Here is a 13,132-nt window from a genome sequence, read left to right as displayed (position 1 = left end):
GCCACAGGAGCAGGAAGGTCGGCGGAACGACCATGCACGTCACGCATCTTTCGCTGGCCGACTTCCGTTCGTACGCCCGGGCCGAGGTTCCGCTCGACCCGGGCGTCACCGCCTTCGTCGGCCCCAACGGGCAGGGCAAGACCAACCTGGTGGAGGCGGTCGGGTACCTGGCCACGCTGGGCAGCCACCGGGTGGCCTCCGACGCGCCCCTGGTCCGGATGGGCGCCGAGCGGGCGGTCGTCCGGGCGCAGGTCCGGCAGGGCGAGCGGCAGCAGCTGATCGAGCTGGAGCTGAACCCGGGCCGCGCCAACCGCGCCCGTATCAACCGGTCTTCGCAGGTCAGACCGAGGGACGTGCTGGGGATCGTCCGCACGGTGCTGTTCGCGCCCGAGGATCTGGCGCTGGTGAAGGGGGATCCCGGGGAGCGGCGGCGGTTCCTCGACGAGCTGATCACCGCGCGGTCCCCGCGGATGGCGGGCGTGCGCTCCGACTACGAGCGGGTGCTCAAGCAGCGGAACACCCTGCTGAAGTCGGCGGCGCTCGCGCGCCGGCACGGGGGACGGTCCATGGACCTGTCCACCCTGGACGTGTGGGACCAGCACCTCGCGCGCGTGGGCGCGGAGCTGCTCGCGCAGCGAATGGATCTCGTCGCCGCGCTGCAACCGCTGGCCGACAAGGCGTACGAGCAGCTGGCTCCGGGCGGCGGCCCGGTGGCGCTGGAGTACAAGCCGTCGGCGCCCGGCGAGGCGCACGGGCGCGAGGAGCTGTACGCCCAGCTGACGGCGGCCCTCGCGCAGGCGCGCAAACAGGAGATCGAGCGGGGTGTCACGCTGGTGGGCCCCCACCGGGACGACCTGGTGCTCAAGCTGGGGCAGCTGCCGGCGAAGGGCTACGCCTCGCACGGCGAGTCGTGGTCGTACGCCCTGGCGCTGCGGCTGGCCTCGTACGACCTGTTGCGCGCCGAGGGCAACGAGCCGGTGCTCATCCTGGACGACGTCTTCGCCGAGCTGGACGCCCGTCGCCGGGAACGGCTGGCGGAACTGGTCGCGCCCGGTGAGCAGGTACTGGTCACCGCCGCCGTGGACGACGACGTACCGCAGGTGCTGGCCGGTGCCCGGTACACGGTGGCCGACGGGACGGTGGAGCGCGTATGAGCCCCGACGGACCGGCTCCGAAGGACCCGGGGAAGAACCCGGCAGACCCGGCGAAGGCCCCGGGGAGGACGGAGCCCTCCGGCGTCGACCTCGCGCGCGTGGCGTTGCGCGCGGCGAAGGAGCAGGCACGCGCGCGTGGGGACGCGGCACGGCAGAAGAAGCAGGCCCGGCGGGGCGGTGGCCTGCGCTCCGGCGCGCGGGCCGACGGCCGTGATCCGCTGGCGCTCGGCGCGGCGATCAACCGGCTGATCACCGAGCGGGGCTGGGAGACGCCCGCCGCGGTGGGCGGGGTGATGGGCCGCTGGCCGGAGATCGTCGGCGAGGACCTGGCCAAGCACTGTGTGCCGCAGCGGTACGACGAGGACGAGCGGGTGCTGACGGTGCAGTGCGACTCGACGGCCTGGGCGACCCAGCTGCGGCTGCTCGCGCCGGAGCTGGTGGCCCGGCTCAACAAGGACCTCGGGCAGGGCGCGGTCCGGCTGATCAAGGTGCAGGGCCCGGGCGGCCCCGCCCGCCGCTACGGCCCCCTGCGGGCGCCGGGCAGCATGGGCCCCGGCGACACCTACGGCTGAGCCGGCGGCGGGACGCCGCAGGGGCACGGGCGGGACGGCGCACAGGCCTCCGCGGACCCGGGTGGCACCCGGGCGGGCGGGAACGCACCGTAGGGGGACGCCGGCGGCAGGCTCTCTGCGGAAACGGATGACACCCGCACGGGGCTCGGGGGGCGCTTGAGGCGCCGGCACCGGTCCGCCGGGGGCGCAGCCGGATACCGGCACCAGACCCCTTGTGGATACGCCCAACACCCGCACGGGCTCCGGAGGTGCCCAAGGCGTCGGCATCGATCCGCCGGGAGGCGCGGCCGGATACCGGTACGCACTCCCTGTGGATACGCCGGGCACCCGCATGGGCTCCGGGGGTGCCCGAGGCGTCGGCACCGGCCCACCGGGGACGCAGCCGGACAAGGCACACACCCCCTGTGGGTACGCCCGGTACCCGGGAGAAGGGCCCCTGAAGCCCCGTCGGCGCCGAGGTGACGTACCTCACGTGCGGGCCGCGCGCGCGAGGCACTCGCACCGCCGGGCGCGGGCCCGGATCACCCCCGTACACAGGTGTGGATCGCCATCTGACCCGGGAGTAGCCAAGGGTTGACGGCTCAAGGGGCTGAGTGCCGCCGTGAGCCCCTTGGAGCCCCCATCCGTATATCGGGACCCGGCGGAGACCGGTTGAGGGCGGCACATGGGGACTCAGGTACCGGCAAACCCCCATCGATGTCAGCGCTACCGGTAGACTGGAAGACAATCCCGCCCCCACGTGGGGACCGCCCGGGAAACGCTGAGCAACGCTGATCAAGGCTTACCAACGCAACATGCCGCAGCCGCTCCGGCAACCTGCCGACGAGCCCGGCTCGTGCTGTGCCAGAAAGGGCGCTTCGTGGCCGATTCCGGCAACCCCAACGAGAACATCCCGTCCACCGACGCCGGCGTGAACCGCGAGGCCCCCAAGGCCCCCGCGGGCGGCGAGGCCACCCCCCAGGTCTCCTACGACGCCAGCGCCATCACCGTGCTCGAAGGGCTGGACGCGGTCCGCAAGCGGCCCGGCATGTACATCGGCTCCACGGGCGAGCGCGGTCTGCACCACCTGGTGTACGAGGTCGTCGACAACTCGGTCGACGAGGCGCTGGCCGGTTACGCGGACACCATCGACGTGACCGTACTCGCCGACGGCGGTGTGCGTGTCATCGACAACGGCCGCGGCATCCCGGTGGGCATCGTGCCCTCCGAGGGCAAGCCGGCCCTCGAGGTCGTGCTGACGGTGCTGCACGCGGGCGGCAAGTTCGGCGGCGGTGGCTACGCGGTCTCCGGTGGTCTGCACGGCGTCGGTGTCTCCGTGGTGAACGCCCTGTCGTCCAAGGTCTCCGTCGAGGTCAAGACCGACGGCCACCGCTGGACGCAGGAATACAAGATGGGCGTCCCGACGGCCCCGCTCGTCCAGCACGAGGCGACGGAGGAGACCGGCACCTCGGTCACCTTCTGGGCGGACGCGGACATCTTCGAGACGACCGAGTACTCCTTCGAGACGCTGTCCCGGCGTTTCCAGGAGATGGCGTTCCTCAACAAGGGCCTGACGATCAAGCTCACCGACGAGCGCGAGTCGGCGAAGGCCGTCACGGGCGCGGACGAGGCCGGTGCGGACGAGAAGGCCGAGGTCAAGACCGTCACGTACCACTACGACGGCGGCATCGTCGACTTCGTGAAGTACCTGAACTCCCGCAAGGGGGAGGCGGTCCACCCCACGATCATCGACCTGGAGGCCGAGGACAGGGACAAGAGCCTGTCCCTCGAGGTCGCCATGCAGTGGAACAGCGGTTACAGCGAGGGCGTGTACTCCTTCGCGAACATCATCCACACCCACGAGGGCGGTACCCACGAAGAGGGTTTCCGGGCGGCACTGACCTCGCTGATCAACAAGTACGCGCGGGACAAGAAGCTGCTGCGCGAGAAGGACGACAACCTCACCGGTGACGACATCCGTGAGGGTCTGACCGCGATCATCTCGGTCAAGCTGAGCGAGCCGCAGTTCGAGGGCCAGACGAAGACCAAGCTGGGCAACACGGAGGCCAAGACCTTCGTGCAGAGGGCGGTCTACGAACACCTCAACGACTGGCTGGACCGCAACCCGGTCGAGGCCGTGGACATCATCCGCAAGGGCATCCAGGCGGCCACCGCGCGCGTGGCGGCCCGCAAGGCCCGCGACCTGACCCGCCGCAAGGGCCTGCTGGAGTCGGCGTCCCTGCCGGGCAAGCTGTCCGACTGCCAGTCCAACGACCCGACCAAGTGCGAGATCTTCATCGTCGAGGGTGACTCCGCCGGCGGCTCGGCCAAGTCCGGCCGCAACCCGCAGTACCAGGCGATTCTCCCGATCCGCGGCAAGATCCTGAACGTCGAGAAGGCCAGGATCGACAAGATCCTCCAGAACCAGGAGATCCAGGCGCTGATCTCGGCCTTCGGCACGGGTGTGCACGAGGACTTCGACATCGAGAAGCTCCGCTATCACAAGATCATCCTGATGGCGGACGCCGACGTCGACGGCCAGCACATCAGCACCCTGCTGCTCACCTTCCTGTTCCGCTTCATGCGGCCGCTGGTCGAGGCCGGGCACGTGTACCTCTCCCGTCCCCCGCTGTACAAGATCAAGTGGGGCCGGGACGACATCGAGTACGCGTACTCCGACCGCGAGCGCGACGCCCTGATCGAGATGGGCCGGCAGCGCGGCAAGCGCATCCGCGAGGACTCGATCCAGCGCTTCAAGGGTCTCGGCGAGATGAACGCCGAGGAGCTGCGCGTGACCACCATGGACCAGGAGCACCGGGTCCTCGGCCAGGTCACCCTCGACGACGCCGCCCAGGCCGACGACCTGTTCTCGGTCCTGATGGGCGAGGACGTCGAGGCCCGCCGCGCGTTCATCCAGCGCAACGCCAAGGACGTCCGCTTCCTCGACATCTGAGTCGGTCTCAGCTGACCGCACCAGGAAGGATCTTCACCAGCAATGGCCGACGAGAACACCCCCGTCACCCCTGAAGAGGGCGAAGTCGCGATGCGTGTCGAGCCCGTCGGGCTCGAGACGGAGATGCAGCGCTCGTACCTCGACTACGCGATGTCCGTCATCGTGTCCCGCGCGCTGCCCGACGTCCGCGACGGCCTCAAGCCCGTCCACCGCCGCGTGCTGTACGCGATGTACGACGGCGGCTACCGCCCCGAGCGCGGCTTCTACAAGTGCGCCCGCGTCGTCGGCGACGTCATGGGCAACTACCACCCGCACGGCGACTCCTCGATCTACGACGCACTGGTGCGCCTCGCCCAGTCGTGGTCGATGCGGATGCCGCTGGTGGACTCCAACGGCAACTTCGGCTCCCCGGGCAACGACCCGGCGGCGGCGATGCGCTACACCGAGTGCAAGCTGGCGCCGCTGTCGATGGAGATGGTCCGTGACATCGACGAGGAGACCGTCGACTTCACGGACAACTACGACGGCCGCTCCAAGGAGCCGACCGTCCTGCCGGCGCGCTTCCCGAACCTGCTGATCAACGGCTCGGCCGGCATCGCGGTCGGCATGGCGACCAACATCCCGCCGCACAACCTGCGCGAGGTCGCGGCCGGCGCCCAGTGGTACCTGGAGCACCCCGAGGCCTCGCACGAGGAGCTGCTGGACGCGCTCATGGAGCGCATCAAGGGCCCGGACTTCCCGACCGGCGCGCTCGTCGTCGGCCGCAAGGGCATCGAGGAGGCGTACCGCACCGGCCGCGGCTCCATCACGATGCGCGCGGTGGTCGAGGTCGAGGAGATCCAGGGCCGCCAGTGCCTGGTGGTCACCGAGCTGCCGTACCAGACGAACCCGGACAACCTGGCGCAGAAGATCGCCGACCTGGTCAAGGACGGCAAGATCGGTGGCATCGCGGACGTCCGCGACGAGACGTCGTCCCGGACCGGCCAGCGTCTGGTGATCGTCCTGAAGCGGGACGCGGTCGCCAAGGTCGTGCTGAACAACCTGTACAAGCACACCGACCTCCAGACCAACTTCGGCGCCAACATGCTGGCGCTGGTCGACGGCGTGCCGCGTACGCTGTCCCTGGACGCGTTCATCCGCCACTGGGTGACGCACCAGATCGAGGTCATCGTCCGCCGGACCCGCTTCCGGCTGCGCAAGGCCGAGGAGCGGGCGCACATCCTGCGCGGTCTGCTGAAGGCCCTGGACGCCATCGACGAGGTCATCGCGCTGATCCGGCGCAGTGACACCGTCGACGTGGCGCGCACCGGCCTGATGGGCCTCCTGGAGATCGACGAGATCCAGGCCAACGCCATCCTCGAGATGCAGCTGCGCCGGCTGGCCGCCCTGGAGCGCCAGAAGATCGTCCAGGAGCACGACGAGCTCCAGGCGAAGATCAGCGAGTACAACGAGATCCTCGCCTCGCCGGTCCGCCAGCGCGGGATCGTCAGCCAGGAGCTGGCCGCGATCGTCGAGAAGTTCGGCGACGACCGGCAGACCAAGCTGATCCCGTACGAGGGCGACATGTCCATCGAGGACCTGACCGCCGAGGAGGACATCGTCGTCACCGTCTCGCGCGGCGGCTACGTCAAGCGGACGAAGACGGACGACTACCGGGCGCAGAAGCGCGGCGGCAAGGGCGTGCGCGGGACGAAGCTGAAGGAGGACGACATCGTCGACCACTTCTTCGTCTCCACCACCCACCACTGGCTGCTGTTCTTCACCAACAAGGGCCGGGTCTACCGGGCGAAGGCGTACGAGCTGCCGGAGGCCGGCCGGGACGCGCGCGGGCAGCACGTGGCTAACCTGCTCGCCTTCCAGCCCGATGAGGCGATCGCCGAGATCCTCGCGATCCGGGACTACGAGGCGGCGCCGTACCTGGTGCTGGCGACCAAGTCCGGACTGGTGAAGAAGACGTCGCTGAAGGACTACGACTCGCCGCGCTCCGGTGGTGTCATCGCGATCAACCTGCGGGAGCGCGAGGACGGTACCGACGACGAACTGATCGGCGCGGAACTCGTCTCGGCCGACGACGATCTCCTGCTGGTCAGCAGGAAGGCGCAGTCGATCCGGTTCACCGCCTCGGACGATTCCCTGCGCCCGATGGGCCGCGCCACCTCCGGCGTCAAGGGGATGAGTTTCCGGGAGGGCGACGAGCTTCTCTCGATGAATGTGGTGCGACCCGGTACGTTCGTGTTCACTGCCACCGACGGTGGGTACGCGAAGCGGACCGCCGTCGACGAGTACCGCGTCCAGGGCCGCGGTGGCCTCGGCATCAAGGCCGCCAAGATCGTGGAGGACCGTGGGTCGCTCGTCGGCGCGCTGATTGTCGAGGAGCACGACGAGATCCTCGCCATCACCCTCTCCGGCGGTGTGATTCGTACGCGAGTCAACGAGATCAGGGAGACGGGCCGTGACACCATGGGCGTCCAACTGATCAACCTGGGCAAGCGCGATGCCGTGGTCGGTATCGCACGTAACGCCGAGGCGGGGCGCGAGGCGGAGGAAGTCGACGGCGACGTGGCCGTGGACGAGACCGCCGAAGGTGCCGCGACGGCCGGCACGGACGAGGGCGAGGCGCCCTCGGCCGAGTAGCACGAGGAGAGAGTCATCGTGAGCGGAGCCACGGGCGCCGGATCGGCCGGTACCTCCACGGGTACGGAAACGGACGGCGGCGGCCGTGGCTCCGCCGCGCGTGCGGGGGCCGGCAACGACCCGCACACGACGAACCTGAAGCCGGTGAAGGCTTCCGCGCCGGAGGCCTCCGGCGCGCACACATCGGAGCAGGAGCCCCAGGGGGGAACCGTGACGGACACCCGAGGCCCGGCCCGGGCCGGTGAGGCACAGCCGGCGTCGCCGCTTCCCGGCGAGCGGCATCCGGAGCAGACCGGCGGGCCGTACCACCCGCCGCAGGCCTACCCTGCGCAGACCCCCGCCGGTGCGACGCGCAAGCCGCGCACCGGTGTGCGGACGACGACCCCGCGCACCCGCAAGGCACGGCTGCGCGTGGCCAAGGCCGATCCGTGGTCGGTGATGAAGGTCAGCTTCCTGCTCTCCATCGCGCTCGGCATCTGCACGGTGGTCGCCTCGGCGGTGCTGTGGATGGTCATGGACGCGATGGGCGTGTTCTCGACGGTCGGCGGCACGATCTCGGAGGCGACCGGCTCCAACGAGGCGAACGGCTTCGACCTCCAGGCGTTCCTGTCCCTCCCCCACGTCCTGATGTTCACGACGGTCATCGCGGTCATCGACGTGGTCCTGGCCACCGCGCTCGCGACGCTCGGCGCGTTCATCTACAACCTGTCCGCGGGCTTCGTGGGCGGCGTCGAGCTGACCCTGGCGGAGGACGAGTAACCGCCCGCGGTCGTCCGGCCCCACGGCCCCCGACAACCGATTTTGGGACTGACGCGGTCGTGCGCTAATCTTCAGGAGTCAGCGCGCGGGACATACACCGCAGAGCGCGGCGGGGCTATAGCTCAGTTGGTTAGAGCGCATCCCTGATAAGGATGAGGCCACAGGTTCAAATCCTGTTAGCCCCACCAGTGCGAGAACCCCCCGACCGATCATGGTCGGGGGGTTCTTGTCATCTACGGCTTACACCGGCCGATCAGGACGACAAGGGGGCCGGGACGCGAGCGCCCGACCGCTGGCGACGGGGGATGCACCAGCGATCGGGCTATGGCCAAGGGTAACAAGGTTGTCGGTTCCGTGGGGGCAAGTCCGGGGGAATCCCGGGACGTTGGCCGATCATCGACCACACGGGGGGTCGTAGGAGAGGCGCGAGAGGTACTCGTGCCATTTGTGTTCGGTCAGGACGTTGCGGGTGACCGAGCAGATGTGCCGGATCGCGGCGTCGGCGTCCAGGCTCCACAGGCGGACCGTGTCGGCGCCGCTGGAGACGCCGAGGACCCGGGTCGCGGGGCTGAAGGACAGGAAGTTGCCCGTCTTGGCGTTGGGGCTCATCGACTGGCCGATCGGGGTCGCCGAGGCGGGGTCGGAGACGTTCCACAGGCGGACCGTGTTGTCGTTGCCGCCGCTGGCCAGGATGTGGCCGTCCGGGCCGAAGGTCAGTGAGGTGACCGCCTCGGTGTGGCCGGTGAGGCGGGCGCCGCGCGCGCTGGCCGCGGCCGGGTCGGTGACGTTCCACAGGCGCACGGTGTCGTCGTCGCTGCCGCTGGCCAGGGTGTGGCCGTCCGGGCTGTAGGCGAGGGCGTTGACGGGCCCGGAGTGCTCGGTGAGCGGGGTGCCGAGCGGTACGGGCCGGCCGGGGTCGGTCACGTTCCACAGCCGGATCGTGCTGTCGGCGCTGCCGCTGGCCAGTGTGCGGTTGTCGGGCGCGAAGACCAGGGTGTCGATGAAGCCCCGGTGGCCGGTGAGCGGCTTGCCCAGGGGTACCGCGTGCGCGGGATCGGTGACGTTCCACAACCGGATGGTGCGGTCGTCGTAGGCGGTGGCCAGGGTGCGGCCGTCCGGGCTGTAGGCGAGCGCGTCGGGTCCCATGAAGCGGGTCCGCAGGCGCAGCGGCGGGCCGGCGGGGACCGGGTGGGCGGGGTCGGTGACGTTCCACAGGTACACCGCCTCGTCGCCGGTGAGGACGGCGAGGGTGCGGCCGTCGGGGGAGAAGACGGGGGACCGCTGGCCGCCGTCGGCCCGCATGAACGGCTCGCCGAGCGGGACGGGCCGGCCGGGCCGCGCCACGTTCCACAGCCGCAGCCGGCCGTCCCGGGCGGCCGTGGCCAGAACCCGGCCGTCCGGCCGGAACGCACCGCTCCGGCCGATCATGTCGGAGGTGGGGACGGACCACAGGCGCACCTTGCCGTCCCCGCTGCCGGTGGCCAGGGTCCGTCCGTCGGGGCTGAACCCCAGGGCGTACATCTCGCCGCTGCTGCCCGCGAGCGGCTCGCCGACCTGGGAAGGGGACGCCGGATCGCTGACGTTCCACAGGCTCGCCGTGCTGTCGGCGCTGGCGGCGGCCAGCCGGCCGCCGTCGGGGCTGAACGCGACGGACCAGATCGGCCCGGTGTGGCCGGTCAGCGGCGGGCCGGCCGCCGCCGCGTGGCCCGGGTCGGTGACGTTCCACAGCCGGACCGTGTCGTCCGCGCTGCCGCTGGCCAGGGTGTGGCCGCCGGGGCTGAAGGCCACCGTGTGCACCAGGCCCGTGTGCCCCCGCAGTGCCCCGACCGGTTCGGGCCGGCGCGCGGCGGTCACGTCCCACAGCCGGACCGTGTCGTCGTCGCCGCCCGTCGCGAGCGTCCGCCCGTCCGGGCTGAACGTCACACAGCGCACCGCGGCGCTGTGGCCGCGCAGCGTGGCCAGCGGGGTGGGCCGGCGCGGGTCGGCCAGGTCCCACAGCCGTACGGTGCGGTCCTCGCCGGCCGAGGCCAGTGTGTGCCCGTCCGGGCTGAAGGCGACCAGGTAGATGGTGCCCTCGTGCCCGGCGAGCGGCTCGCCGAGCGGGACCGGGTGGGCGGGGTCGGTCACGTTCCACAGCCGGACCGTGCCGTCGTCGCCGGCGCTGGCCAGGGTGTGCCCGTCCGGGCTGAAGACCGCGCTGCTCACCCAGCTGGTGTGCCCGGTGAGGGGCTTGCCGAGCGGGACCGGGCGGTGCGGGTCGGTCACGTTCCACAGCCGGATGGTGCGGTCGTAGCTGGCGGTGGCCAGGGTGTGGCCGTCGGGGCTGAAGGAGGTGAGGTAGACGGCGCCGGTGTGGCCGGTCAGGGGGGTGGCCAGGGGCGCGTTCACGATCGAGATCAGGCGGCTGTACGTGCCCTCGTCACCGGGGCGCAACTGGTGGGCGACCAGGTCGAGCTGGGCGGCCAGGGACGGGTCCGTGTGCTGGACCCGGTCGGCCTCGGCGAGCACCTGCTCGAACACGGCGTCGTCGCGCTGCTTCCAGGCGATCACCGCGGAACCGGCCGCGAGTACGGCCAGCACCACCAGCGCCGCCACCGCGGCCCGGCTCAGCCACACCGTGCGCCGGTGCAGCCGTACCGACGCGGCCAGGAACTCCACCGCGCTGCGGGTCAGACTGGTGTCCCCGGTCGCCCGGGCCCAGTTGCGGGTCTTCTCCAGCCGGGTCCCCCGGTACAGCAGCGAGCTGTCCCGGCCCGTGCTCTCCCAGGCCCGGCCGTCCTCCTCCAGCCGCTGGCGCACCAGGTGGTCGCCGCGGCCCTCGTCGATCCAGTGCCGCAGCCGGGGCCAGGCGTGCAGCAGCGCCTCGTGGGTGATCTCCACCGTTTCCGCGTCCAGCGTCACGAGCCGGGCCTGGACCAGGGCCTCCAGGGACTCCTCCGTCTTGCCGGGGTCCGCGGACTCCTCCGCCAGCTGCCGCCGGGTGCCGCGCCGGCGGGTGGCCTGGGTGTCCTCGCCGAGGCGGACCAGGCGCAGCAGGAGCAGCCGGGCGGCGGTACGGGCCGCGGGGTCCAGGCCGGACCAGGCGCGCTCGGCTGTCCCGGCCACCGCGCCCTGGATGCCGCCCGCCGCGCGGTAACCGGCCAGCGTCAGCCGTCCGGCCTTGCGGCGCTGCCAGGTGGCCAGCAGGGCGTGCGACAGCAGGGGGAGTACGCCGGCGTCGTGCGCCCCGCGCGGGCCGTCCGCGCTCACCTCGCGCACGATCAGCTCGGCGAGCCCCGGCTCCAGCTCCAGACCCACGGCCCGGGCCGGACCGGTCACCGCGTCGCGCAGCTCGGCGCTGGTCAGGGGGCTGAGCACCATGTGGCGGTGCTGGAGCGCGTCGGCGAGTTCCGGGTAGCCGAGGCACTGCTCGTAGAAGTCGGCGCGGATGCCGAGGACGACGAGAACGGGCGCCGGCTCGCCGGACCCGGCACCCGGGGTGCAGGCCGCGTGCAGGAGCTGGATGAAGGTGCGCCGGTCCGCCTCGTCGGGGCAGAGGGTGAACGCCTCCTCGAACTGGTCCACGATGACGACCGGCCGGGTGTCCCCGGGGGTCTCGCGGCGCGCCCAGGCCGTGACCGCCTCGCGGACGGCCCGGGTGAGGTGCGGGGCGTCGGAGCCGGGTGCCACCGGGTTCTCCGTCGCCTCCTGCTCGGCCCGGCGCGCGTCGGCGGCGACGGGGGCGAGGTCGGGGATCCGGTGGACCAGCTCCGCCAGCGGGTCGGCGCCCGGGACGAACTGGAGGACGGCACCGGCCGGTTCGGCGCCCGCGGCAGGCGGCCCGGTGCCGGACGCGGTGGGGGCCGCGGGCTGCTTCGCGGGAGCGGCGGTGGCGGTTGTGGTCGTGGCGGCGGCCGAAGGGGGCTTCTCGGAAGCGGTGGCTGAAGCCGTCCGGGAAGCGGTGGCCGCACTGGTCCGGGGAGCGGCCGGGGACGCGGTCCCTGGAGCGGTGGCGGTTCCGCCGGCCACCGGGGTCCCGCCGTCACGCGTCCCGGCGGCGTGCGTCCCGCCGTCACGCGTCCCGAGGGCGCCGGCGCGGACCGCGGGCACCAGGCCGGCGTTCAGCAGGGACGATTTACCGGCTCCCGAGGCGCCGACCAGCATCACCAGCCCGCCCTCCCGTTCGGCGGCGCGCAACTGGTCCACGAGCGCCCGCGTGCTGCGCTCCCGGCCGAAGAACCACCGGGCGTCCTCCTGCCGGTAGGGGGCCAGTCCCCGGTAGGGGCACACGACTCCGGCGACGGGCGGGGCCTGGGCCGGTGGCCGCCGGTTCTTCTCGGCGTCGGGCGCGGGACCGTCACCGACCGGGCCGGCGAGCGCGCGTTCCCACAGCCGCTGCCAGTGCGCGAGGTCGTACAGGCCCGTGGAGACGGGTGCGGGGCGCAGCCGACGCGCTTCCGGGATGAGGATCTGGAGGACCGCCGCGAGGGCGGCGAACTGGGCCGGCACGTTCCTGGCCCGGCGCCAGTCACTGATCCGCTGGGCCGACACCCGTACGGGACGGCCGCGTTCGTCGACCCGCCGAAGTCGTACGACAGCCTCGGCGACGCTCTTGAGGGGAGGGTTGCCGGCCTCCCGGTACAGCAGCGCGAGGCGTTCGGCGAAGGCTGTGCGTGCCCCTGAGTCGGAACTCAAGGTCCCACCCCTTACTTCCCCCCACCCCAGGACGTCCGGACCGGAAAACTCACCTTATACGCCTGACCTGGGCGGAAGGGCCGGAGTGGCAACCGGAGCCTCCTCGGGGGCGGTATCGGATGGCAGGATCCGAACCCGGTATCGGATCCGTCACACACCGTCCGGACAGGCCAACGGCACCGCACCCGGGGAAGGCAGCCCATGGCGCCGAACGTTATCGGTCAACTTCCACCACAGACTGGGAACGGCGACGACACCGGCGGGTGAAAGAACCCGCCGGCGCTTCTGACCCGGCTCCCCTTCCTTCGGCCCGCGCCGGTACGCCGTCGTGGCGCGGGCCGAAAGCCCCGCACCGTTCGGCACCGGTCCCCACGAGGGGAGGGACCGGTGCCGGGCGGGCAGGGTGC

The 13,132-nt window shown here is 71.8% G+C and carries 6 protein-coding genes and 1 tRNA gene; 6 read left to right on the top strand and 1 reads right to left on the bottom strand.

Features of this window, described 5'->3' with window-relative positions; genetic code table 11:
* Positions 1-32 precede the first annotated feature (32 nt).
* The 6 genes from recF (at position 33) to ABZ117_RS09845 (ending at position 8,239) form a co-directional block, all read left to right on the top strand.
* On the top strand, positions 33-1,154 hold the full coding sequence (gene recF, locus ABZ117_RS09870) for a DNA replication/repair protein RecF (RefSeq protein ID WP_356819071.1): 1,122 nt from the start codon (positions 33-35) through the stop codon (positions 1,152-1,154).
* Positions 1,151-1,726 (top strand): DciA family protein, encoded by a 576-nt coding sequence (locus ABZ117_RS09865; RefSeq protein WP_356819069.1) that lies wholly within the window; start codon positions 1,151-1,153, stop codon positions 1,724-1,726. The genes recF and ABZ117_RS09865 overlap by 4 nt, the downstream gene beginning before the upstream one ends.
* Before the next feature lie 835 nt (positions 1,727-2,561).
* Positions 2,562-4,658 (top strand): DNA topoisomerase (ATP-hydrolyzing) subunit B, encoded by a 2,097-nt coding sequence (gyrB, locus tag ABZ117_RS09860; RefSeq protein ID WP_356819067.1) that lies wholly within the window; start codon positions 2,562-2,564, stop codon positions 4,656-4,658.
* 42 nt (positions 4,659-4,700) lie between these two features.
* Positions 4,701-7,292: a DNA gyrase subunit A gene (gyrA, locus tag ABZ117_RS09855; protein WP_356819065.1), complete on the top strand. Its 2,592-nt coding sequence runs from the start codon at positions 4,701-4,703 to the stop codon at positions 7,290-7,292.
* 18 nt (positions 7,293-7,310) lie between these two features.
* The gene (locus ABZ117_RS09850) at positions 7,311-8,051 is read left to right on the top strand and encodes a DUF3566 domain-containing protein (protein ID WP_356819064.1); all 741 of its coding nucleotides are present in this window, start codon (positions 7,311-7,313) and stop codon (positions 8,049-8,051) included.
* A 111-nt stretch (positions 8,052-8,162) separates the two neighbouring features.
* A tRNA-Ile gene (locus ABZ117_RS09845) sits at positions 8,163-8,239 on the top strand.
* 205 nt (positions 8,240-8,444) lie between these two features.
* On the opposite strand, the gene ABZ117_RS09840 is transcribed toward ABZ117_RS09845, so the two are convergent.
* Positions 8,445-12,725: a hypothetical protein gene (locus tag ABZ117_RS09840; protein WP_356819062.1), complete on the bottom strand. Its 4,281-nt coding sequence runs from the start codon at positions 12,723-12,725 to the stop codon at positions 8,445-8,447.
* Between the last annotated feature and the right edge of the window lie 407 nt (positions 12,726-13,132).

This window comes from Streptomyces sp. NPDC006309 (assembly GCF_040613095.1).
In the GTDB taxonomy this organism is placed as follows: Bacteria; Actinomycetota; Actinomycetes; order Streptomycetales; family Streptomycetaceae; genus Streptomyces.
Note: the sequence above shows the minus strand (reverse complement) of the source record. Positions and strands in the feature narration are given on the sequence as shown.